This window comes from Metabacillus malikii, from assembly GCF_030813355.1.
GTDB lineage: Bacteria > Bacillota > Bacilli > Bacillales > Bacillaceae > Metabacillus > Metabacillus malikii.
In genome coordinates, this window is the sequence record NZ_JAUSUD010000024.1 from 21,261 (window position 1) to 45,460 (window position 24,200).

General features: G+C 39.1%; 27 protein-coding genes. 13 read left to right on the forward strand and 14 right to left on the reverse strand.

The window, feature by feature from the left end; genetic code table 11:
• The first annotated feature begins 69 nt into the window (after positions 1–69).
• On the forward strand, positions 70–1,209 hold the full coding sequence (locus tag J2S19_RS18905) for a YecA family protein (RefSeq protein ID WP_307345027.1): 1,140 nt from the start codon (positions 70–72) through the stop codon (positions 1,207–1,209).
• A 70-nt stretch (positions 1,210–1,279) separates the two neighbouring features.
• Positions 1,280–2,173, forward strand: a complete 894-nt coding sequence (locus J2S19_RS18910; protein WP_307345031.1) for an ROK family protein — start codon at positions 1,280–1,282, stop codon at positions 2,171–2,173.
• A gap of 310 nt (positions 2,174–2,483) precedes the next feature.
• On the opposite strand, the gene J2S19_RS18915 is transcribed toward J2S19_RS18910, so the two are convergent.
• The 14 genes from J2S19_RS18915 to J2S19_RS18980 all read right to left on the reverse strand — a co-directional run bounded on the left by J2S19_RS18915 (position 2,484) and on the right by J2S19_RS18980 (position 14,299).
• Complete coding sequence (locus tag J2S19_RS18915) at positions 2,484–3,326, reverse strand: PhnE/PtxC family ABC transporter permease (protein ID WP_307345035.1); 843 nt, start codon at positions 3,324–3,326, stop codon at positions 2,484–2,486.
• Positions 3,326–4,111 carry a PhnE/PtxC family ABC transporter permease gene (locus tag J2S19_RS18920; protein WP_307345038.1) on the reverse strand — a complete coding sequence of 262 codons (786 nt, stop codon included), beginning with the start codon at positions 4,109–4,111 and terminating at the stop codon, positions 3,326–3,328. Before J2S19_RS18920 ends, J2S19_RS18915 begins: the two co-directional genes overlap by 1 nt.
• The gene (gene phnC, locus J2S19_RS18925; protein ID WP_307345041.1) at positions 4,101–4,889 is read right to left on the reverse strand and encodes a phosphonate ABC transporter ATP-binding protein; all 789 of its coding nucleotides are present in this window, start codon (positions 4,887–4,889) and stop codon (positions 4,101–4,103) included. Before phnC ends, J2S19_RS18920 begins: the two co-directional genes overlap by 11 nt.
• Positions 4,890–5,099: 210 nt before the next feature.
• The gene (gene phnD, locus J2S19_RS18930) at positions 5,100–6,152 is read right to left on the reverse strand and encodes a phosphate/phosphite/phosphonate ABC transporter substrate-binding protein (RefSeq protein WP_307345044.1); all 1,053 of its coding nucleotides are present in this window, start codon (positions 6,150–6,152) and stop codon (positions 5,100–5,102) included.
• Between the two features lie 122 nt (positions 6,153–6,274).
• Entirely contained in the window at positions 6,275–6,994 is a 720-nt protein-coding gene (locus tag J2S19_RS18935) for a phosphonate C-P lyase system protein PhnL (protein ID WP_307345046.1), read from the reverse strand.
• Positions 6,991–8,196, reverse strand: coding sequence for a phosphonate metabolism protein PhnM (phnM, locus tag J2S19_RS18940; protein ID WP_307345049.1), 1,206 nt, complete (start codon positions 8,194–8,196; stop codon positions 6,991–6,993). The genes J2S19_RS18935 and phnM overlap by 4 nt, the downstream gene beginning before the upstream one ends.
• Before the next feature lie 26 nt (positions 8,197–8,222).
• Entirely contained in the window at positions 8,223–9,068 is an 846-nt protein-coding gene (locus J2S19_RS18945; RefSeq protein WP_307345053.1) for an ATP-binding cassette domain-containing protein, read from the reverse strand.
• Positions 9,069–9,917 (reverse strand): alpha-D-ribose 1-methylphosphonate 5-phosphate C-P-lyase PhnJ, encoded by an 849-nt coding sequence (locus J2S19_RS18950; protein WP_307345056.1) that lies wholly within the window; start codon positions 9,915–9,917, stop codon positions 9,069–9,071. It lies immediately after the preceding gene.
• Positions 9,917–11,038 carry a carbon-phosphorus lyase complex subunit PhnI gene (locus J2S19_RS18955; RefSeq protein ID WP_307345058.1) on the reverse strand — a complete coding sequence of 374 codons (1,122 nt, stop codon included), beginning with the start codon at positions 11,036–11,038 and terminating at the stop codon, positions 9,917–9,919. The genes J2S19_RS18950 and J2S19_RS18955 overlap by 1 nt, the downstream gene beginning before the upstream one ends.
• Before the next feature lie 7 nt (positions 11,039–11,045).
• On the reverse strand, positions 11,046–11,642 hold the full coding sequence (gene phnH / locus J2S19_RS18960; protein WP_307345061.1) for a phosphonate C-P lyase system protein PhnH: 597 nt from the start codon (positions 11,640–11,642) through the stop codon (positions 11,046–11,048).
• 12 nt (positions 11,643–11,654) lie between these two features.
• On the reverse strand, positions 11,655–12,077 hold the full coding sequence (gene phnG / locus J2S19_RS18965) for a phosphonate C-P lyase system protein PhnG (RefSeq protein ID WP_307345064.1): 423 nt from the start codon (positions 12,075–12,077) through the stop codon (positions 11,655–11,657).
• Positions 12,078–12,247: 170 nt separating this feature from the next.
• Positions 12,248–12,949, reverse strand: a complete 702-nt coding sequence (locus J2S19_RS18970) for a GntR family transcriptional regulator (protein WP_307345181.1) — start codon at positions 12,947–12,949, stop codon at positions 12,248–12,250.
• Between the two features lie 110 nt (positions 12,950–13,059).
• Positions 13,060–13,923: a PHP domain-containing protein gene (locus tag J2S19_RS18975; protein WP_307345067.1), complete on the reverse strand. Its 864-nt coding sequence runs from the start codon at positions 13,921–13,923 to the stop codon at positions 13,060–13,062.
• Positions 13,924–14,131: 208 nt separating this feature from the next.
• Positions 14,132–14,299: a hypothetical protein gene (locus tag J2S19_RS18980; RefSeq protein ID WP_307345070.1), complete on the reverse strand. Its 168-nt coding sequence runs from the start codon at positions 14,297–14,299 to the stop codon at positions 14,132–14,134.
• A 426-nt stretch (positions 14,300–14,725) separates the two neighbouring features.
• On the opposite strand from J2S19_RS18980, the gene J2S19_RS18985 reads away from it, so the two are divergent.
• From J2S19_RS18985 to J2S19_RS19035, 11 genes are all read left to right on the forward strand, one after another.
• A complete protein-coding gene (locus J2S19_RS18985; protein ID WP_307345073.1) occupies positions 14,726–14,857 on the forward strand; it encodes a hypothetical protein in 132 nt (43 codons plus the stop codon).
• Between the two features lie 269 nt (positions 14,858–15,126).
• A complete protein-coding gene (locus tag J2S19_RS18990; RefSeq protein WP_307345075.1) occupies positions 15,127–15,873 on the forward strand; it encodes a YveK family protein in 747 nt (248 codons plus the stop codon).
• Positions 15,863–16,564, forward strand: a complete 702-nt coding sequence (locus J2S19_RS18995; RefSeq protein ID WP_307345185.1) for a CpsD/CapB family tyrosine-protein kinase — start codon at positions 15,863–15,865, stop codon at positions 16,562–16,564. The genes J2S19_RS18990 and J2S19_RS18995 overlap by 11 nt, the downstream gene beginning before the upstream one ends.
• Positions 16,565–16,690: 126 nt before the next feature.
• Positions 16,691–17,455 carry a tyrosine-protein phosphatase gene (locus J2S19_RS19000; RefSeq protein ID WP_307345077.1) on the forward strand — a complete coding sequence of 255 codons (765 nt, stop codon included), beginning with the start codon at positions 16,691–16,693 and terminating at the stop codon, positions 17,453–17,455.
• Positions 17,456–17,483: 28 nt separating this feature from the next.
• A complete protein-coding gene (locus J2S19_RS19005) occupies positions 17,484–17,636 on the forward strand; it encodes a hypothetical protein (protein WP_307345080.1) in 153 nt (50 codons plus the stop codon).
• An 80-nt stretch (positions 17,637–17,716) separates the two neighbouring features.
• The gene (locus tag J2S19_RS19010; RefSeq protein WP_307345082.1) at positions 17,717–19,537 is read left to right on the forward strand and encodes a polysaccharide biosynthesis protein; all 1,821 of its coding nucleotides are present in this window, start codon (positions 17,717–17,719) and stop codon (positions 19,535–19,537) included.
• 18 nt (positions 19,538–19,555) lie between these two features.
• Positions 19,556–20,449, forward strand: coding sequence for a UTP--glucose-1-phosphate uridylyltransferase GalU (galU, locus tag J2S19_RS19015; RefSeq protein WP_307345086.1), 894 nt, complete (start codon positions 19,556–19,558; stop codon positions 20,447–20,449).
• Positions 20,450–20,707: 258 nt separating this feature from the next.
• Entirely contained in the window at positions 20,708–21,094 is a 387-nt protein-coding gene (locus tag J2S19_RS19020; RefSeq protein WP_307345091.1) for a prepilin-type N-terminal cleavage/methylation domain-containing protein, read from the forward strand.
• An 802-nt stretch (positions 21,095–21,896) separates the two neighbouring features.
• The gene (locus J2S19_RS19025) at positions 21,897–22,532 is read left to right on the forward strand and encodes a sugar transferase (RefSeq protein ID WP_307345094.1); all 636 of its coding nucleotides are present in this window, start codon (positions 21,897–21,899) and stop codon (positions 22,530–22,532) included.
• Positions 22,529–23,377, forward strand: coding sequence for an NAD-dependent epimerase/dehydratase family protein (locus J2S19_RS19030; protein ID WP_307345097.1), 849 nt, complete (start codon positions 22,529–22,531; stop codon positions 23,375–23,377). Before J2S19_RS19025 ends, J2S19_RS19030 begins: the two co-directional genes overlap by 4 nt.
• A gap of 1 nt (position 23,378) precedes the next feature.
• Positions 23,379–24,158: a glycosyltransferase family 2 protein gene (locus J2S19_RS19035; RefSeq protein WP_307345100.1), complete on the forward strand. Its 780-nt coding sequence runs from the start codon at positions 23,379–23,381 to the stop codon at positions 24,156–24,158.
• Positions 24,159–24,200: the final 42 nt, after the last annotated feature.

The window sequence follows — 24,200 nt, forward strand, 5'->3', positions numbered from 1 at the left end:
CATCTTCACAGGTCCAACTATTTCCGTTAAACTATCAATATAACATATAGTAAAGAAAGCGGTGAAGGTATGCGCATAGGTAGAAATGACGAATGTCCATGTGGGAGTGGAAAGAAATATAAGACGTGCTGCATGAAAAGTAGTGTAGTTTCATTAGAGGATATCCGTGATAGAGAACTTAATAGCTTGCAGGAAGAATTAATAGTTTATGCAACAACTCATTATGATGAAGTACTTACAGATGTGATGGATGAATTTCTAAGGGAAGAGTCGTTTACGGACATTGCCGAAGAGATTATCCTATTTTATATGACAGTATGGATTATTTTCTCAGTCGAGTATGTAGATGACCGTACGATTATTAAAGATTTTATCGGACAAAAGGAAAAGGAAAATAAGCTCCGTCCTTCAACAATAGCACAGCTGGAAAATTGGCAGGGAGCTACAGCCTCATTTAGTGTTGTAAGAAAAGTAATTGATGCGCAACATATAGAAATTGAAGAAATATTGAGTGAAGAAACGAGAGTAGTCAAAGTAGATGAAGACCAGTTAGGGATAGAAGAAGGACAAGTCCTTATGGGGTTTCTCCTCCCTTATGGTAGTTACGATGTCTATTACTCGACGTATTTAGATTTTGAATTAATGGAAGGACAAGACCTAGCTGAAAGAATTAAAGCAGACTTTGATGAAGCGGAGACTGAAGATGAGAAAGTTTTTATGAGGATGTTCTTCCCGCACATTTTTTTAGGAATGTTCGCTAGTAGTGAAAGTGAGCTTGTAAATATAGATGAATTACAATGGGATCAATCGACATATTTAATGGTTGCATTGAAATATAAGGAGTTCATTGACGACGAGGAAGTTCCGGAACCATTTTTTCAAATTGGGATTATGCTCTGGAATATCTATTGTTTAAAAGAACAACCACTTATAAAGAAAATTGACAACTACGCAGCAGCACTAGTCTATCTGATTGATAAAAACGTTCCATTTTTTGTCGACTATACAAAAAATGAATTAGCGCAACTGTTTAATATCAGTAAAGGTTCACTTGAAAGTGCCTACCGAAAGCTTGAAAAAGGAATCGGTTCAGATATTGAAAGAATGCTGGAAATGATGGCTAACGATAGCCTTTTTGATGATGAGCATGATGATTTTGGATTTGACTTTGATGATTTATTCCTTGAAGGGGAAAAGTTTAAAAAATAATGAATAGTGGGGACAGACCCGCCGCTTTAAAGCGGTGAGGGACTGTCCCTACTCACAAGGAGGAGTACATATGTATACAATCGGTATCGACTTAGGAGGCACAAATCTGCGCATCGGCCTTTTCAACGAGCAAGGGGAAGTAGTCGAGGAGTATAGCCGTCCAACAGAATCAGAAAAAGGGCCTGAATATGTTATCAATAACATGGCAGAAATAATTAATGCATTAAAGGATGAACATACCATTCATGCAGTAGGTATCGGCTCACCAGGCCCACTTAATCCATATGAAGGTGTCATTATTGAACCACCAAATTTAAAAGGATGGATAAACGTCCCACTAGTTAACATGCTAGAGAAAAAGACAGGTCTTCCTGTAAAGCTTGATAATGATGCAAATGCAGCAGCACTAGCGGAAGCAATTCTTGGTGCTGGAAGTGGTGCAAGTAGTGTGTTTTATGTAACCGTAAGCACTGGCATAGGTGGAGGTTATGTCTTAAATGGCAAACTTGTCTCAGGTGCGCAAGGAAGCTGTGGAGAAATTGGCAATATGATTGTAAACCCAAATCCTGATGCATACCAAGGACCTGGACTAAACAAGGGAGCACTTGAAGGATTAGCAAGTGGCACAGCAATCGGACGGATTGGGAACGAACGTCTAGGTATCACAAACGGTGCCCAAGGTGTATTTGAACTTGCAAGTCAAGGAGACAAAGCAGCCCAAGAAATACTCGATGAAGCAATTAACTACCTTGCAATCGGACTAGCCAACATCGTCCACACAGTCAACCCAGAGGTATTCGTCATCGGCGGCGGTGTCATGAAATCAAAAGAACTCATCCTAGAACCACTATATGAAAAAACAAAACAATACCTATACCCAAGCCTAAGAGACTCACTCATCATCAAACCAGCTAAACTTGACCAAAAAGCCGGCCTAATCGGAGCGGGATTATTAGCAAAATAAAATGGGGACAGTCCCGCAGTTTGTTAACACTTTAATGTGGTGGGGGACAGTCCCGCAATATGTTACAGCGTTAAAGTACTGAGTGGTGACCTCCCACACTTTTATAGTTGTAGCCTAACAAAATAAAAATCTCAGAATGTAGAAAAGTAAAAAAAGAAAGTCTGATTTCCCTAAGGTAAGGGAAAAGCAGACTTTCTTTTTTTGGGGCAACCCCAATGTTTTAGCGCATTACAGCAGCGGGGGACAGTCCCGCAGTCGTTCACCGCGTTAAAGAGTCGAGGGACAGTCCCCACAAATGAGTCCCTACAAACTATTGCGTCTTCAACCTCTTCTTAATCCGCACAGACAACACTTCCAGTAAGATTGCAATTGCCAGGATGAAGTACGTGATAGTACCGATTTCGCGGATGTCTAGGTAGAAGTTGCTGGCCATGAACATGTCGAAGCCGATTCCGCCTGCGCCGGCTGCTGCGCCCATGGCGACGGCAACGGCGAAGTTGATTTCAAAGCGCAGGAATGTCCATGATAATAAATAAGTAAGTGAGGAAGGGATGACCGCTTGGAAGATGATTTGCCACCAGCTTGCCCCACTTGCCTGAAGCGCCTCAATGACCCCTTTATCAAGCTCCTCAAATGATTCGGAATAAGCCTTAATCAAGTAACCAACAGAGTGAAACGTCATCCCGATGACAGCAGCGACACTACCAAGTCCTGCTGCAACAGCAAAGATTAACACCCATAAAACCGTTGGCACCGCCCGGATAAAAGCAACGATTCCCTTAATAACGGTAGACACACGTCGCGAAGTCAGGTTTTCCGCAGCAAGCAAGCCAAAGAAAACAGCAATCACAGCCCCAAACAAAGTTGTTAAAAATGCTAAACCTAGTGTGACAAAAACTTGATACAAAGCATGTTGGAAAGTAAAATGCTGAAAATGCGGCTCGAGAAACATCGCCCTAATGTTACCAAGTGTCTCTAAAATAGCGTCAAAAACATTGAGCTCCTTATAATCAAACGTAAAAAAGGCATAAACCGTTAAAAAACAAAGGGACAAAAGCGTCACCCTCGTCACGATCGCAGACTTTGTAAGCCTTTTAATTTTTATTTGCCCGCGAGGAGTAGGCAAGCTATCAATTGATGGAGTTCTTTCCATTATAAAATCACCCTCCTCACATAATTTGAGATTGCTTCAATAAAGAGAATTGCAACGACAATTACAATAACAACAAGAGATGCAATATCATAGCTCAAATTTTTATAATATAAGTTGAACGTAAAACCAATTCCAGACCCGGTAAGAAGACCAATTAATGTTGCATTACGAATATTCATTTCAATCATAAACAGAATCCAACTAATCATTTGCGGCAGACTAGATGGAATCACCGATTGAAAAATAATTGGGAAGTAACTCGCACCTGTTGCTCGTAACGCTTCAACTGAGCCACTGCTTACCTCATCAATTGCTTCAACGAATGCTCTTGTTAAAAACCCAAATGAACCGAAAAATAACGCAAAGTATCCTGTTAACGAACTCTGACCGAAGGAAAAGAGCAAAATCATCGCCCATGCCGCCACATCAATATTACGGAAAACCGTTGCAACACCGCGACAAATGCTACCGAAGAATCGATTGACCTTCGTCGTATTCGATCCCATAATCGCAAAAAACAGGGCGAATATTGCTCCAACAGTAGTTGCAGCAACGGATACGAGCAATGTCTCGATAAGCTTGTCCAAAATATCAGGGAGCTTTGCTAATGAATCAGCTGTCGGGTAAAAATTGCCGAGTGCCCACTCGACAGCCCGAGGGAGGGAAGCAAAGCCTTTGACAATATTATACTCTGTAATGATGATTGCTAAAAATGTGACGACACCTAATACTAAAATGAAGCCGGCGGTACTTAATCGTTTTTTGGCAAAGAAATCAGCTTGCATGGATGTCACCTAAATCAATCATAAGGTCATCGGCTTCAGAGCCGTAAATTTGCTGAATATGTTCCTTCGTAATTGTGTTTGGTGTACCTTGAAAAACGACACGACCGCTGTTAATGCCGATAATCCGATCTGAATACCTTAACGCAACATCAACTTGGTGGAGGTTAACAAGAACGGTAATCCCCATTGTTTTCGAGATGTTTTTCAGATGGTCCATAATTGTTTTTGCAGAGTTAGGGTCAAGGGAGGCAATTGGTTCGTCACATAGCATCATTTTTGGATTTTGAATTAACGCACGGGCAATGCCGACACGTTGTTTTTGCCCGCCACTTAGCTGGTCAGCCCGTTTATACATAAACTCACCAAGACCTAGTGAGTCTAACAGCTTAACCGCTTGTTGTTTCTCTTCTTGGCTATATAGCCCAAGCACACCGGCAATCGTTGACTTTTTCCCTAATACTCCGTGTAGTGTGTTCTCGATGACACTAAGCCGATGAACTAGATTATAATGTTGAAAAATCATCCCGATCTTAGTACGGGTAAGCTTCAATTCCTTTTTCTTTAATTTCATGACGTGCTGGTTGTCAAAAATAATGTCTCCACTCGTTGTATCTATCATGCGGTTAATACAGCGAAGCAATGTCGATTTTCCTGCGCCTGATGGACCGATAATTGAAACGAATTCGCCTTCGTTCACAGTGAATTCGATATTTGATAAGGCCATCGCATCGTTGCCAAACTGTTTCGAAACTTGATTTACTTGTAGTAAGGCTGTCATTGGTTTAACTCTCCTTATTTTTTACATGATAAGAAAGTATAAAATTTGTACCTTGTTATAGCGCGCCTAGCCCCTCGAGGTCATAAGTCACAAATGAATGGAAGACAAAGCTCGTATTCTATTTATTTACCTAAGGCTGTTCAAGGCGCTTTCGCTTTTCTTACATAGTAGAAGGGCAATCGAAGTGATGCTTGACTGCCCTTACGTTCATTATTTTGAAAGTTCACGAATTGGATCGAACCAAGCATCTTCAACTTCGATTAAACGCTCGTCTTCGGTTTTCTTGAATAAGCCTGAGAACTCAGAATCTTCTGGTACGAATACTTTTTCATTGTTGGCAACGTCATCAGATGACATCACTTCTAGTAATTGCTTTTGCAAGTCTTCGTCAATATTGTCTGTATTAATAACGAATGGTGCATTTAAAACAGGTGTGACAGAGATAAGCGTGAATTCTTTGCCTGTTACTGTGTTGAATGGCTCTGCTGCATCGTCTTTTACGCGGTAAATCGCACCAGCTTTGTTTTCTTCGCCTTCGACTAATTCAACATAGTTGTTGACACATGTATCACAGAATGCGGCAACTTCTGCTTTTTGTGATAAAAGGTTTACGGCTGAACCTTGGTGTGAACCACCGTATAAGACTTCACTAAAGAATTTGTCATCGCCACCTTCTAGTAGGTCTTCAGCTGTTAAGTCTTTGAAATCATCTTTCTCACTGAAGTAATCTACGATACCTGTTGAAGGGACTTTGAATCCTGATGTAGAGCTGTTTGAAACAAATGAGAATTTCTTGCCTTGGATGTTATCAATAGCAAAATCACTGCCGTCTTTGTAGTTGTCGGCGTTGTCCTTTTCAACAGCTAACCAGCTGTGGTAGACAGCATCTTCAAGTGTACCTGATGGGCCTGTTGGAACGACTAGTGGCTGAACTTTGTCATTTTTGTTATTTGCTTCAATATAGCCTTGCGCGCCTAGGAATGCCATGTCTGCATTTCCGTTAGCAATTGCTTCGATTGCAACGATGTAGTCAGTTGTTGTTTGGTGTTCGACCTTTTTACCTGTTTCTTCTTCGATGATTTTGCCAATTTCATCACGGGTTTCGGTAAGGTCTGAGCCTGATTCATTTGGAAGCCAAGCAATTGTTAACGTGTCTTTTGAGTCGGATTTTTTCTCTCCTGAACTAGACGTGTCGGATGATGAACAGCCTGCGACAACTACAGCGAAAATGAGTGCAACTAAAAATAACAACTTTTTCTTCATTTGAATTCTCCTCATACGTTTAATTTGATTGGTGGGCGCAGTGTAGCGCCTCTCGATTGTCCATTCGCTTTATACTATAACGATCAAATATAAATCTATTGTTAATCTAGTATTAGGATTTATTAAGAGTTTGTAAAACTAGTAGATTTTGTAAACTCTCCGTTTTGCATGTTGTACTCACGGTCACATAGGTGATGCATAAATTCTAAGTCATGGAAAATGCCAAGCATCGTTGTGCCTTCTTTCATAAGCTGTTCAATCAGTTGCTTCACCTTCAGCTTTGAATCATGGTCAAGACTTGCTGTCGGCTCATCTAAAAGTAACAGTCGCGGCTTTTTAACCATGGCACGGGCAATATTTAAGCGCAGCTTTTCACCGCCAGAAAACGTAGTCGGGTAGCTATCCCATAATTCACGGTCAAGCTCAAAGTGCACAAGGATATTCTCTGTTTCCTGCTCAGCAAACATCGCATCCTCACCCATTTCAACAATTGCCTGCTTCACAAGCTGACGTGCACTTGTCCGGGGCATGACATTTAAAAATTGCGAAACATAGCCGATTTCATGTTTTCGTAAATAGATCATTTGCCGGTCGCTGGCAGTTGCTAGGTTCAATGGACCGAATTTTTTAGAATGATAAATAATGTCGCCTTCTTCAATTCGGTATGTACCGTAAATACATTTTAAAATCGTTGACTTACCGCTGCCGCTTTTACCGGTAATCCCAACAAATTCACCTTCATTTAACCGAATGTCAACATGACTCGCGGCACGAATATGCTTACCGATATGATGGAGTTGAAACGTTTTTGATAGATTGTTAATCTCTAGTAATGTGTTCATCGTGTCACCTGCGTTTCTTGTGGTGTGACGCGATAATTTGTGCGTTGAATAAGCTCTCCATCGACAAATACACCAGTAATCACAGGGAAGTTATCACTAATTTTTTCTATAATTAAAAGGTCTGCCTTTTTCCCTACAGAAATCGAGCCTAGCTCATGACCCATTTTTACTGCCTTAGCCGGGTTTATCGTGACAAGCTTAATCATCTCAACAAGGTCTTGTCCGTAATCTTCTACTAACTTAAAAATAGAATGGAGCATGGCGGCTGGATAATAGTCACTACACAAAATATCAATCACTTTTTCTTCTATTGCTTCGGCTGCAGCGAGATTGCCACTATGTGAGCCGCCAAGCAGGACGTTTGGTGCACCAGCAATTGTGTACATGCCTAGCTCTTGGGCCCGCCGTGCTACCTCCATCGTGATTGGGAACTCACTAATTGTCGTACCGAAGCTATGGACAAGGTCGAGCTTCTCTAAAGTGTCATCGTCATGTGAAGCAATCGCAATATGATGGTCCTGTGCAAGTGCAGCAACATCGCGAATAGCTTCAATCGAAAGCTTTTCTTTCGTTTGATGTGTTTTAATAAGCACATCGATCGATGCATCACTCATATTGTTATAGCTTTTCACTGTTTCCCGCCAAATTTCTAAGTGACGGTATTGCCCTTGTCCAGGAGTATGATCCATAAACGACACTAAGTGAACCTTGCCCTCGCGAATATAGTCTTTTAAATTCTCAATTTCTTCTACATTATCAATCTCAAATCGCGCATGAAAACGATGGCGAACGAGATGCTTTTGATGGTGTGTATTTTCAATTAAATCGATAAATTTACGGACATTTTCAGGCTCGCGAATTGGCTTATATGAATAGTCAGAGCCTTTATAAATCGAAAGCGAGTGGAACATCGTCGTGATTCCGTGTGTAATGAGCTCTTTTTCTGTTTCGCGTAAGCTCAAATCAAAATTCATGAGTGAAGTCGGCCTTGGTGCAGCCATATGCTCGATATAGTCAGAATGGATATCGATAAAGCCAGGTGTGACATAACCGCCTTTTGCATCAATGATTTCCATGTCTTCGGCAAACTTGATTTCGCCTTTTGGAGCGATCCCTGCGATGCGGTCTCCTTTTATGAAAAGGTCATACCCTTGCAACAGGGCATCCTCGGTAATGATTTTCCCATTTGTAATGACAAACAAATTCGTTCCTCCTCAAAAATTGGACGTTACAGCAATGAATGGACAAGCTGTTGTGTATAGTGATGCTGCGGGTCCTCTAAAATTTGGTCTGTTAAGCCTTGTTCAATGACTTTGCCTTCAAGCATGACGATTGTGCGGTCGGCAAGCATTCGAATCACACCTAAATCATGTGAGACGAGGACGATGCTAATTCCAAGTTCCCTCTGTAAACCTTTAATTAAATCAAGCACACTAGCTTGGACAGACAAATCAAGTCCAGTTGTCACCTCATCTAATAGAAGCAGTGGGGGATTATTTGATAATGCTTTCGCAATTTGGACACGCTGCTGCATCCCGCCTGAGAAATTTTTAGGCGCTTCTTTCCGGCGATGAACGGGAATATTTACTTTATTCAGAAGCTCAGTACCACGCGCTTCCATCGTGCCAACATGAAGGCTGCCAGCTGCAATTAATTTCTCAGCAATATTCCCAATCGATGAAAAATTCATCTTTAAGCCAAGTAACGGGTTTTGGTACACCTTACCCATGACATGATTGCGAATGTAGCGTTGCTGCTGTGACGACTCTTCAAACAAGTTTTTCTCGCCATTTTGATAGGAAGAAATATACGCCGCACCACTTGTGACATCTTGGTCAAAATAGAGACATTGCATTAACGTCGACTTGCCGCTGCCACTTTCGCCAACGATACCGAGTACTTCCCCGGGAAATACATCGAAGGATACGTCGCGACATGCGTACACCGTTCCACAAACCTGACAATAGTTTTTTACAAGGGAGGGAGACACAGGATCCTCACAATGTGTACAGCCAGGACCAAATTGTTTATGTAAATGTTGTACCGACAATACCGGTTTTTCAAAATCTGTCATTTAGTTCACTCCAACTGCTTCATTTAGTTTTGCAAGACAATAGCTAGTATCATTGCATTGATAAACGGTTGCATCTGTCTGTTCATCAACGAGCTCATCTAAAAATACATCGCTTGAACCGCATAAACGGCATTGCTTCCCAGTAAACGATTCACTCTGGAACGGGTAATCGTCAAAATCTAGGGAGACAACCTTCGTATATGGCGGCACCGCGTAGACCTTTTTCTCACGCCCAGCCCCGAGCAAAATAAGCGCATCACTATGATTCATCTTCGGGTTATCAAACCGGGGAATCGGACTCGGCGCCATCACATATCGGTCATGGACAAAAACAGGGTGGTCAGCATCTGTCGTCATATTGCCAAACTTCATAATTTGCTCAAACAGCATGAGCCAGGCACCACTATATTCCTTCTCAGCATGAAGTCGTTTCGTCTCCTGCTCACTCGGTTCAAAATAACGGAGCGGTTCAGGGAGCGGTACTTGTAAAACGAGAATTTGCTTACTTGTGAGCGGAACCTCTGGAATGCGATGGCGTGATTGGATAAGGGTCGCTTCACTCGTTTCATCTGTCACGACAACACCTGTTGTATCTTTGACAAGCTTTTTAATATTTACAGCGTTGACGGACTCGTCAGAACCTTGGTCTATGACCTTTAACACATCTGTTTTTCCAATTAACGAAAGGGTGAGCTGCAGACCACCTGTACCCCAGCCACGGCCAATCGGCAATTCTCGTGAAGCGAATGGAACTTGGTAGCCTGGAATTGCGATTGCTTTTAATGTCGCTCTTCGAATTTCCCGCTTCGACCCTTCGTCAAAAAAGGCAAAATTATAGGCACTATTCATCAGTTTTTCACCTCTTGTTTTTCCTCATGCTTCGTTTTCCGGACACTATCAAGCTTTGATTGGAACGTTACGTAGTGAGGCATTTTTAAGTGTGAGATAAATCCGGTTGATTCAACGGAATCAATATGGAATAAAACAAATTCTTCATTTTGGCTCGGATATTCATTGTTTGGATGTTCAAGGCTATTATCTAAAATCCCCATCGCAATCGCCTTCGTTTCATTTTGACCAAAACAAAGCCCATAGCCGATTTCAAATTCAATTTCCTTTTTACCGTACTCTTTTTCAACGGTGACAGGCATGAGCATCTCTGCTTCAGTTACTTTCACTTCGCCGAGATAATAACCATCAAGGGCATCACCCGTATGAATTGGATGGTCAATTGTCACCGGCAATGTGCCAACGCGGATTTCCCCGACAGTTGGGTGCAGGGCGCCATAGCCGCGAATAACAGAATAAGCGAGGGAAGTAACCGCACCTGTTTGCCCTCTCGTTAAGCTTTGCAGCCGTTGACTGCGACTAGTAGGAAATGAAAGACTTTCCCGTGTGATATCATCTGGCATTGTGTCATTGTTTTCACAAGGTGGAATGAGTCCTTCTTTGCGTAAATAGTCGAGCACCTTTGGTAAAGTGAGTTTAGTAGGTGCTTCGGATTGTTGCGTATGTTCAAGTTCCTCTTCAAAATTTTGCAGCCATTCCTTGATGGTTTGTTCCGTTTCTTCTATTAAATTGAAATCAAGTAATCGGTGTGTATAATCAGTGGTGGCGCCGAGAATTTGCCCACCTGGAATGTCTTTAAAGCTCGCTGAAATTCGGCGCTCAATGTTCATTTCCTCAGACTCAATGACTCGTGAATAATGCTTACGAGGCACGGTTGAGCGGTAGGCACGTAGTAAAAACACGGCTTCCTCAGGATTTCCCTCTGCTTGCTTAATCGCAAGTGCTGCTAATGTTTCATTGTAAAGACTGCTTTCAGACATAACCTGGTCGATAAGCCCGCGCATGCCTGCTGCAATGCTTTCGACGTTCATTGTGTTTCCTGTTTGGATTCGTTCGTATTTGAGACGCTTAATCGACTCTTCAATCGCAAGCGTGCCACCTTTTACTGCAACATAGCCCATTAAAACATCACCCTAACTCAGTTATTTGCGTTGTGCGTGGCAGTGATAAAAGCTGATGTGACGCATCAATGAACATCAAATCAATGCCAAGCGGATATTCCTTGTTTTTTTCCTGACGGCTGTTCACCCAATGCTCAGGAGTGGAAACTGTAACAGAAACAGAGGTTTGAATTCCTGGTCCTGTTAATGTAAGTGGACCGTTGATTGCCAGTTTGTCTACTTCAGCAATAATTGTTGCCGATTGATGAGGGTCAGACAATGTGCCAGGATTTGCTGAAGAAATCGCCTCTTGAAGTGAACCTGTTTCTGCATCTCCTACAATAAACACGTAGTCTGCATCCTTAGTATCGGCAGGTCTTGCATACGTAAGTTCATTAATCATAGTTGTAATTAGGCTTTCTTGGGCAGAAATGACCTTAAAGGTAACTTCCTGATCAAGCAACGTGTGGGCAATGATGAAAAGAGAGGGATTGCACACTGCTTCATTATCAGCTACGTAAAGCTCAGCCTCTCTAGCAAGACTTGATAATTGCCCTGGTCTTGATGTAGAATCGACCATTTTTCGATAAACTGCTTGTAAATCATGAACGAAATCTAGCTTCATTTGTTATCACTCCTACACATCCATCGTTTCAAAGTTTACTTTCGTTTTAAGAATCGCTTGATTTCTTTTTGCTTGCTGTGCGGCTATGTTTTGCTCCTCGATTAAGAGACGGTCAGTCCATTGTGCTGTCTCTGGTAGTCCAGCTTCATAGGCTGCATCAATGACAGCTAAGTTGTGTGCAAGCTCATGATTGTCGCCCATGACAATGCCGATCCCAATCGTGCAGTTGATTTGCACCTTGCATTCTGTAACAAACACTTCGCCTGGGTAAAACAAACTGCGCTGTGACGTTTCACGAAGCTTTAACATCACAAGTCCATGCTCCGGCGCTTGAATGACAGTCACACGGTAGTTTCCAATAATTGATTGAGCAAGCTCTTGTGCAAGTGCGTGTGAGCCATTAATCAGAATTTCTGTTCGTTGTCTTCTTCGCATCTAAAGACCTCCAACATGAGTTTCTCTATCTTGTTTACATTTCTAATCTACCTTGTTGCCAAGTTTGGTGTTGTAAAAGATTGGTGAAGAATTGATGAAGATTGTTAAGGGATTGTTGAGGGGGGATTTACAAAAGGAGAAAAAAATAAGGCCACTATGTAAGTGACCGTTTAGATAACATATGTAAAACAATCGCTGCGATAGATGATGCGTGAATGCTCAAGCCAAGTACCGGATTGTTTATCTGCACAGCCGGATTCAACCTGCAGGAGCGGAACAAGGCTCGGACATTTTAATAAATCCCGTTCCTCCTGGTTAGGGAGGATGACGCTTAATTGGCTTCGGCTTGAATCAAATTCAGTGAAACCTTTGCTGCGATAATATTGGAATATGGAGGTGATTGCATCGCCTTCGTTAGAGATGTCTGGAAAAACAGATTGTGTTAAAAAGGATGTATGAACAGCAATTGGACAGTCTTCAATGATACGTAAGCGACTGATTTTATAAACGGTTTCATTTGAATCGACCCGGAGACTGCGATAGATTGCCGAGTCATACTCTATAACTTCGCAAGAGAGATTAACCGTTCGATAATCGTAGTTTAGCTCTCGCATTTTTTCGCTAAAGCTAACATCTCCAGTTAAAATGAGTGGAATTTGCAACTTTTGATTTTGGACAAAGCTGCCCTTGCCTTGCTTTGAGAATATATATCCAAGTTCCTGTAAGCGTTCATACGCTTTGCGGACGACCATCCGCGGAACATGATAACGATCAGCAAGCTCATTTTCGGATGGGAGCTTGTCGTTAGGTTTGTAGTAGCCGTCTTGGATCTCCGTGATGAGCTTGTCGACTAGCATTGTTTTAACAGACATTGTATCGGCTCCTTTCAACTTTTGGGGGACTGTCCCGCACTTCGTTAATGCGTTAAAATGCTGAGGGACTGTCCCCCGCCACGTTAGTGTGTTAAAACATTGAGTGTCAATTATTCTTGATTTTGTATTTGGCTCCTTCTTGCTCTCAATTGGTCTAATACTTCTAAACCAGGGGATTTACTACCAAGCCTTACAGGTTTTTCCCCATATGCACCGTGGAAATCAGATCCGCCTGTTTTGACAAGGTTATAGGTCTCAGCAAGGGATTTAGCGTTTTCCTCGTGTTCTGTGTTATGTAGCGGGTGCCATACTTCGATTCCTTGTAAACCAGCCACAACTAGCTCAGGTACCTTTTCGAAATTACCATATTGACCAGGGTGAGCAAGAACGGGTACACCACCGGCTTCTCGGATGACTTGGACGGCTTGCTTCGCGTCAATGTAAGTCATCGGGATGAAGGCAATGCCTGGTGGTTCACCGTTTTGTCCACGGTTAAATAGTTTTTTGTATAATGGCCCATAAATAGTATCTGTGTAACCAGCTTCTATTAAAGCTTGCATAATGTGCTGCTTGAACACACCGGTACCTGATCCGGCAATTTCTAAACAGCGTTCCCAAGTGATTGTATACCCTGCAGCGATGATGCGCTCGACCATTTCCATTGAGGCGTTGTGACGTTGTTCGATTAGCGGAAGGCATACTGAATCTATTGCATGGTGACCAGGTTCGATCCAATATCCGAGAATGTGGACTCGTCTGTTTCGTTCAAAATCGTAGCCGGAAATTTCGATACCAGGGATGATGTCTACATTGTGAGTCTTGCCAATCTCAATTGCTTCAAGTAGACCCTTTGTTGTATCATGATTCGTTAGCGCTAAATGACTGACATTTTCCTGTTTCGCTAGTAATATGACTTCTTCAGTAGAAAGTGGGCAATCAGATATGTTCGTATGACAATGGAGTTCGATTTTCATTGTTATTCCTCCTGAGGCTTTTATCTCTAGGATAACTTGGCACCATGTGGGGGTGATTAAGGGAGTGTTAAGATTTTGTAAATGGGGGACAGTCCCCCGGTACTTCACCGCATTAAAACGGTGGGGGACAGTCCCCAAAAAAGTGGGACAGTCCCCAAAAAATAAGTACAGCAAGGCCCCAGCCTTGCTGTACTTAACATATATCCACTCACCAAGCTCTTTTTGTACTCAATTGTTCAAGCTTATATTGATGGTATTTAAATTTACTATGTAATTGCTCTTTTAACTTTCGATCAAGACAGCTATCTAACAGTTCCTCGTGATAATTTTTTCTGATGTAATGCCAACTGTATAAAAGTTTAGATATTAAAGACATTTAACCGCCTCCTATCTTAATTACTTACATTATACATTAATGTAAGCGTATACAAAAGCGAAAATATAACTATTTGAAAAAGGTACTTTCCTCGTATACATTTCAGGAATATTGTTTATACTGTTTTCATATATAGAACTTCAAACTATTCATACTGAATATTTAACATAGCAATCTATACTAACATCTATAATAAATAAGTGATATGTACCACTACAATATTAATGAAACAACTGAATTACCACTAAAGTCCACTTGAATAATACTCAAATTTCAATAAAATATTAAGAGTGTTTCAATTTCTTTAAGAATAGCTTAAAAAAGTAACATTAAGACTATATAACTTTTTCAAAACTAGTCGATATAGAGTATAGATAAATCATGAATCGACATCGCGTCGAAAAAATATATAGGAGGCAACACATTTTGGCGAATTGGACAACACCCGAAGAGATGGCAAGAAAAAGGGAAATAAAGAAAAAAGTACTTACATTTACATTCCCAGTAATCGCAGTAATCATTGGTGTACTCGTAACAATAGCAGCTAACGGACTATAATAAAGGGACTGATTCATATACGAATAATGAATCGGTCCTTTTATTTTCGAATGCAATAGGTAAACGCTTCCACTATTTTGGTACAAATTACCCAAAAAAAACTGTAAAAAAATTAGCAGAAAGATGGTAGAATTAATTTTGTTGTTGAGAAAATGTAGAGAAATCTCTGCATTTGTAGGAATATGTAAATAATTATGGATATAATATAGAATATTCATTATAATAGTTAAGGCTTATGTTTTAATAGATTACAAACTTTGGAGGTTATCATGGAAGAAACAATCAGCTTGAAAGAGCTTTTTCTTACATTAAAGAAACGTCTTTCACTCATTATAATCATTGCGGCGATTGCAACAGCGACAAGTGGTATCGTGAGTTACTTTGTATTAACACCCGTATATCAATCATCCACACAAATTCTAGTTAATCAGGCGAAATCAGACCAGCAAGCATATAACGTAGGTGAAGTTCAGACTAACTTACAATTAATTAACACATACACTGTCATTATTAAAAGTCCAGCAATATTAGATAAAGTGATTGAAAAAGAGAAATTAGATATGTCAGCAGGAGCGCTTAACGGATTAGTTTCAGTGTCTAGTGAACAAAATTCACAAGTCGTAAACATAACTGTCCAAAATGAAGATCCTCAACAAGCAGCAAACATTGCGAACTCAATTGCGACAACATTCAAAGAAGAAGTCACTACTTTAATGAATATCGATAACGTCAATATTTTATCAGAAGCAATGATCGGTGAAAATCCATCACCAATTAAACCACAACCTGTCATGAACATGGCAATTGCGTTAGTCGTTGGTTTAATGGCGGGAGTTGGACTAGCATTCTTACTTGAATATTTAGATAACACACTTAAAAACGAACAAGATGTTGAAAATCAATTAGGTCTTCCTGTATTAGGGGCTATTACAACAATTAATATGGAAGAAGAAGCAAAGGCTAGTGCAAACATGACATCAACTTTAGGAGCGCGAGGTGAGTCAATTGGCTCGTAAGGATCGAAAACAAATATTCAATTTACAAAATAGAAGTTTAATCTCATTAACAAATCCAAAATCACCAATTGCCGAACAATTTCGGACGATTCGTACAAATATCCAGTTCTCAAGTGTTGATGAAGAACTGCAAACAATTATTGTAACATCTTCAGGACCAGCAGAAGGTAAGTCAACAACGACTGCGAATTTAGCTGTTGTATTCGCGCAACAAGGGAAACGCGTCCTATTAATAGATGCTGACCTACGTAAACCGACGGTACATTATACATTCCGTACAGAAAACCATGTAGGACTATCAAATGTTCTAACGAGACAAATGACATTAGAAGAAGCGGTGAGCGTTACTGCGCAGGATAAGCTCTGGGTGTTATCAAGCGGTCCAATTCCGCCAAATCCGTCTGAGGTACTCGGTTCAAAAGGCATGCAAGCGTTACTTGAACAAGCTAAGGAAGACTATGATTTGATTATTCTTGATACACCTCCAGTACTTGCTGTTACAGATGGACAAGTGTTAGCGAACCAAGCTGACGGTGTCGTTCTTGTTGTCAGCAGTGGAAAGACTGAGATCGAATCAGCGAAAAAGGCGAAAGAACTGTTAGATAGTGCAAAAGCAAAGATTCTAGGCGTTGTATTAAACAACAAGAAAGCTGAAGATTCTCATTATTATTACTATTACGGGGGAAAATAGTCAATATTCGACAAAATTACCCCCTTTTCATTGGGTAACTGTAATGCTAAAATTACGGGTATGCGCAAATTATAGTAAAATAGTATTAGAGATTACCCAATAATAACCATTGGAGGTGTTTGTTACATGATTGATATTCATAGTCATATATTGCCTGGAATTGATGACGGTGCGCAAACTGTCGAAGATTCAATCAATATGGCGAAGTTAGCAGTAGAAGAAGGAATTACGAAAATCATCGCAACCCCTCATCACCAGAATGGTAAGTATAATAATAAGAAGCATGACATCATTTCACGTGTTTCGGACCTTAACCAAATACTACAAAACGAGAAGATTCCTTTAGAAGTGTTACCTGGACAAGAAACACGGATTTACGGTGAAATGACAGATGATATTGATAAAGGTGAGATTCTCCCTCTCAATCATACAAACTACTTATTTATTGAACTACCATCAGGACATATTCCGAGATATACAGAGCAGCTTTTGTTTGATATCCAACTTAAAGGATTCACGCCGATTATTGTACATCCCGAAAGAAATTCAGGAGTGATGGAAAATCCTGATAAACTGCTTCACCTAGTAAAGAAAGGGGCCCTTACGCAAGTAACAGCGGGCAGTGTTACAGGGTACTTTGGGAAAAAAATTCAAAGGTTATCAAAGCAATTGATTGAGGCAAATATGACCCATTTTATTTCCTCTGATGCACATAATGTAACGAATCGGAGCTTCCATATTAGAGAATCAATTGCAGAAGTGAACAAAGAGTTTGGCAGCCAAGCCGTATATTATTTTCAAGAAAATGCAGAGCTAGTTGCAAAAGGTCAGACAATCTATAAATCGGAGCCTAGCTCAATTAAAAGGAAAAAGTTTTTGGGGATTTTCTAAAAGTTGATTGGATATAAAGGAGAAGCTTATGAAGTGTTTTGTTGAATTACCGAAGAACATAAAAAAGACAGTCCGTTATCTTTATCAGGATGCACCGCTAGACAAGCTGTTAGAGATAAGAAAAATCCTCAATGATGTAATTGATAAAAGACTGAGTGAGCAAAAAATTAGGCATGATTAAATGTCTAAGGAAAGAACGTAACAATTGCGTTTTTTCTTTAGATATGTGATTGAAAAATTTTTGTAAAGAAGGGGACAAATTTGAGCTATTCCAAAAGACTGTCACTACTTATAGGGTTAGATTCATTGATTGTATTATTCTCTGTTTATATTGGATACTTTACTCTTAACCCTTATTTTGACTATTATAATTTACAAATGCTAGTCATCAGTTCCTTAAGCTTACTCATAAGTCATCATGTGTTTGCCTTTATTTATCGTTTATATCATAAAGCGTGGGAATATGCGAGTGTTGGAGAATTAATGACAATTGTTAAAGCTGTTACGTTCTCAATCGCAACAACAGCGGTTGTACAGGTAGTAGCAAATGGACACATATATGTTCGTGTATTGTTTATCACATGGCTGCTTCATATGTGTCTAATAGGCGGAACTCGCTTTTCATGGAGAATGGTTAGAGACCGTTATATGAGTTCACAAGTTGAGAAGAAAAGGGCACTGATTATTGGTGCTGGTTCTGCTGGGACGATGCTTGTTCGTCAATTGTTGAAGAACAATGATAGTGGATTACAACCTGTTGCTTTCGCTGATGACGATCCGAACAAACAAAAGTTGCAAATTTACGGTGTAACAGTGCAAGGTAAGACTGAAAATATTGCTGAAATTGTTGAAGCGCATAATATTGATAACATTATTATTGCGATTCCTTCATTAAGTAAGCATGAAATTCAAAGAATCTATCAAGAATGTAGCAAAACAGAAGCAAAAACGAAAATTATGCCAATGATTGAAGATATCGTTACCGGTAAGATATCCGTCAATCAATTTAGAGATGTACAAGTAGAAGATTTACTGGGACGAGACCCGGTTGAGCTTGATATTCAAAGTATCTCGAAGAAAGTTACAGGTAAAACAATTCTTGTTACAGGTGCTGGTGGCTCAATTGGTTCGGAAATCTGTCGACAAGTATGTAAGTTTAATCCAAGAAAGCTTTTACTTTTAGGACACGGAGAGAATTCAATTTATACGATTGATATGGAGTTGCGAAACAAATATCAAAAAGAAATTGAAATTATACCTGTTATTGCAGACGTACAAGACCGTCATCGAATTTTCTCAGTCATTGAAGAGCATAAACCAGAGGTCGTTTATCATGCGGCAGCACATAAGCATGTGCCGTTAATGGAGTACAATCCGAAGGAAGCTGTAAAAAACAATGTAATTGGAACAAAAAATGTTTCAGAAGCTGCTGACACGTTTGGAGTAAGTACATTCGTTCTAGTTTCAACGGATAAAGCAGTGAATCCAACAAATGTGATGGGCTCAACTAAACGAATTGCGGAAATGTTTATACAAGAATTAGATAAACATAGCCAAACTAATTTTGTTGCTGTTCGATTTGGGAATGTGCTTGGTAGTCGTGGTAGTGTTATTCCGTTGTTTAAAAAGCAAATCCAAGCTGGGGGTCCTGTGACTGTGACACATCCTGATATGACAAGATACTTCATGACGATACCTGAAGCGTCACGACTAGTGATGCAGGCTGGTGCATTAGCTCGCGGTGGAGAAATTTTTGTGTTGGATATGGGAGAACCAGTTAAAATTGTTGATTTAGCTGAGAACTTAATTAAGCTCTCTGGTTATACAGTTGATGAAATCGGGATAAAATTTGCAGGAATTCGCCCTGGTGAGAAGATGTATGAAGAATTGCTAGGGGAAAATGAAGTCCATAAAGATGCGGTGTTCCCGAAAATCTTTATTGGAAAATCAGTTGAGGTTGAGTATGAACGTGTGACTAAATTAATTGAGAATCATGATAGTTACAAAGCAGATTATATTAGAGAGTATGTATTGAATTTAGCGAACAATAAGTCTGAAAAGATATTAGAAACTGCAAAATAAGTATGGGGTGAATATATCTTGCAAAAGGTAAGAAAAGCAATTATACCAGCAGCTGGGTTAGGAACAAGATTTTTACCTGCAACGAAGGCACAGCCGAAAGAGATGCTTCCAATCGTTGATAAGCCGACGATTCAGTATATTATTGAAGAAGCAGTACAGTCTGGAATCGAGGATATCATTATTGTCAGTGGTCGTGGCAAGCGTGCGATTGAGGATCATTTTGATAAGTCATATGAATTAGAGGAAACACTTGCGAAAAAGGAAAAGTTTGAACAGTTAGAGGAAATTCAAGAAATTGCTAAATTAGCAAATATCCATTATATCCGCCAAAAGGAGCCATTAGGATTAGGTCATGCAATCTCATGCGCAAGTCGTTTTATTGGCAATGAACCATTTGCGGTATTGCTCGGTGATGATATCGTTCATTCACCAGAAAATCCATGCTTAAAACAGTTAATTGATGTATATGAGCGTTACAATTCTTCTGTTATAGGTGTACAGGAAGTACCTGAAGAAGATGTGTCAAAATATGGAGTTATTTCGATAAAAAATGGTGAGATTAATAATCGAGTTTTTCATGTCGATAGCTTAGTTGAGAAGCCAAAAAAGGAAGATGCACCTTCAAATTATGCAATTTTAGGTCGTTATATATTGCGCCCTGAGATATTTGAAATCTTAGAAAAACAAACACCTGGTGCTGGTGGAGAGATACAATTGACGGATGCGATTAAGCAGTTAAATGATAAGCAGGTGGTTGTTGCTTATGAGTTTGAAGGTAAACGATATGATGTTGGGGATAAGTTTGGGTTTATTCAAGCGACTGTTGAGTATGCTTTAAGAAGAGATGATTTAAAAAGTGACATATTAGACTATTTAAAAAGGGTGTTACAAAGTGAGGAAGTTATTAAGTGATGTTACTTAATTCTTCCTTTTAATTGGTAGTGTTTTGCTAACGATTTATGGCTATGCATGTTGTAAGATAAGTTATGTAGCAATGAAAAACTATCACAATGTATTGAATTTGATACGTTTTAGGTGATGTCTCCTTACCATTATCAATGGAGGTACTCGACTACGCTGTGGGCATAATAGCCTTAGACACTTGTTGTCAGGAGTGTGGTGTGAGGTGGGGTTGGATGCCCTTTATGATTATTAGACTAGTGTTAAGAATTGAATCGAGGTGTATGTGAGATTAGATTTAAACGTGTACGTTTGAATGAAAGTGGACTTACACTCATTGAGCTTTTAGCAGTGATAACGATATTAGGAATCCTATTAGCTATTGCAGTTCCCTCATACTTTAGCTATATAGAAGAAACAAAGGCTGATGTATGTGATGTGAATAGAGTAAAATTAAAGGAGACTTATGAAGCACAACTGAGTATAGATGGAATGACTCATCGTGAGGTTCTTTTTAGAAAATTTTTATTAGAATATAATCATGATATTTGTCCTGATGATGGAGAGATTGTATATCTGGATAAAGAGATTAATTGTCATGTTCATCAGGGTGAGAATGATGTGGATGATAATGAGAATGGGGTTCCGTTTTTGTGAGGTTGTGATAAGGCTAAGGATGGGAGAGTTCACGATTTAGGTGTTTTAAAGATCTAGCTCTTTAATGTGGATAGTCACTGGGGATGCATTTGTAATGTAGGTTTTATTAGCTTTATATGAAGGTAATATTGAATAGTGGGAAGGAACTGAGAATAGTTAACAGATAACCACAACATATTGTGCTTGTTTTTTTGACTGATACCTAAGATATACCGTATATAGATCGTTATCTAAATGCTATATTGGTCAAGGATGTATTTTGATTATTAATAAAGATAAAAAGGTGAATTTTAGAAAATGTGTTATTGAGAAACGTTGATATAACAGGGCTTTTGAATAAGGAAACTCTGACAGGTACGCCGAAATGATTGAATGGAGAAACGGAACTGAGTATCGTAGTTAGATTGAACGTTAGAAACCTTGCGAGATAAGGGTTTGAGGCGATTTTAGTGAGAATTATAGATTGATTGAATGGTATATATAATAGGATGAAACACGGTTTAGAGTGGTTTTCTAGTAAATATCTATTTCGTATTTGTTTGGTAGATTGAATAGATATTACGAGGTGAGTATCATAATAAGATAACAAAACACTATATGTAGTATCTGAATATGTTTTTTATTAACAAAACATACTATATGTTGATTTTTTCATCTATTTCTCATATTGAATATTATATGCGAGGTGGCTATCAGTAGTAGATGAGATTTAGTGGTTTAGTAGTTGATTGGAATGGAGGAACAACAGATTCTAATTAAGTCCTAATCTACTAAAGAACAAATTTTAAAGGAGTGTAGCTGGATGTATATGAAGGTTAAAAGATTGATAGATATTATTCTTTCTTTGATTGGACTTATTTTATTATCACCGATTTTTTTGATTTTAATTATTGCTATTAAGCTTGAATCAAAAGGTCCTGTTCTGTTTAAGCAAAAGCGTATAGGCATCAATAAAACGCATTTCAATATCTTGAAGTTTCGTACTATGAGAATAGATACGCCTAAGGACACTCCTACTCATTTATTAGAGAATCCTGATCAGTACATCACTAAGATGGGTAAGTTTTTGAGAAAAACTTCACTTGATGAGCTACCGCAAATCTGGAATATCTTTATGGGGCAGATGAGTATTATCGGGCCAAGACCAGCACTGTGGAATCAATATGATTTGATCGATGAACGTGATAAGTATGGAGCGAATAATGTTCTGCCTGGATTAACTGGATGGGCACAGATTAATGGGCGTGATGAACTTTCTATTGAAGTTAAGGCTAAGTTAGATGGGGAGTATGTTGAAAAGATTAGTATTGGTATGGATGTTAAGTGCTTCATTGGTACCATCGTTAGTGTTTTAAAAAGTGACGGGGTTGTTGAAGGTGGGACTGGAACTACAGCGAAGAAGGAAATCGCAAGTAGTAAGGAGAGTGTTTCCAAATGACAAAAATACTGATAACAGGTAAAAACAGCTATGTGGGTAAGGCCCTGGAGAAATGGCTTGGAAAACATCCTGATAGATATTCAATAGATGCTATTAGTTTAAGAAACGATTCGTGGAACAAAAAAGATTTCTCAGATTATGATGTGGTTTTCCATGTGGCTGGGATAGCACATATAAAGGAAACAAAAGAAAATACACCTTATTACTACAAAGTGAACCGTGATTTAGCTTACGAAGTTGCCCAAAAGGCAAGAATTGAAGGGGTTAAGCAGTTCATATTTTTAAGCTCGATGAGTGTTTATGGTATTGAGACTGGTGTGATTGATAAAAATACTATTCCTAATCCAAGAAGTAATTATGGCAAGTCAAAGCTTCAAGCTGAGGAACTAATTACAAGTTTGGAGGACGTATCTTTTAAAGTTGCAATTTTACGCCCGCCTATGATTTATGGGAGGGGTTGTAAAGGTAATTATACTAGATTAGCAAGACTTGCACTTAAAATACCTATTTTTCCTGATATAGAAAATAAACGTAGTATGATTTATATTGATAACCTATGTGAATTGGTACGATTGTTAATCGACAGTTCTAGCAGTGATTTATTCCTTCCACAGGATAAAGAATATGTGTGTACGTCAGATATGGTTAAGCGGATAGCAGAAATCCACGGGAAGCAAATTAAGATGACCAGGTTATTTAATCCATTGTTAAGGCTACTGAAGACAAGTACTATAAATAAGGTATTTGGAGATCTAGTGTATGAGAAATATATGCCTGAACCAAAGATGGAATATCAAGTATATGACTTTAAGTCTTCAATTCATTTGACTGAAGGGGGGCATTAATATGAGTGATATCAATAAAAGAGAAAAGTTAATAAGTATTATCATGCCTGCCTATAATTGCGAGAAATTTATAGAGGAAGCTGTTACTTCTGTTATTGAACAAACATACAAATTATGGGAGTTAATAGTAATAGATGATGGTTCTAGGGATAGTACAGTAAGAATATTAAAAGAACTAGCAAATAAAGATGATCGTATTCGGTTCTATATAAATGAAGAAAATCAAGGTGTATCAGCAACAAGAAACAGAGGAATTTCGCTTGCAAACGGTGATTGGATTGCGTTTTTAGATAGCGATGATATGTGGGAAGAAACTAAATTACAAAAACAGATGGAACATGCATTTAAAACAGCTGCTGAATTTTTATTTACTGGTTCTTCTTATATAAATGAAGAGGGGGAATATTATCAAGGCATTTTTGAAGTCCCTAACCAGGTAACATATAAAATTTTAAGAACACATAATGTAGTATCCTGTTCATCTGTTCTTATAAAAAAGAAGTTTTTTGAGAATATAAAAATGGAAAAAGATGATATGCATGAAGATTATGCAGTGTGGCTTAGGATTCTAAAAACGGGGGTATCCGCCTATGGGATTAACGAACCTCTTCTTATATATAGAATATCACGGAATTCAAAGTCGGGTAATAAAGTCAAAACTATTAAAATGACATATAAAGTATATCGGTTTATAGGGATAGGCCCAATAAGCTCTGTATATTTTATGTGTAGACATATTATAGGGTCAGTTAAAAAGTACCGGAAGATTAAAGGATTATAGTCTAGAAAATTATATTGTTTAATTAACCAAAGTTAATTACAA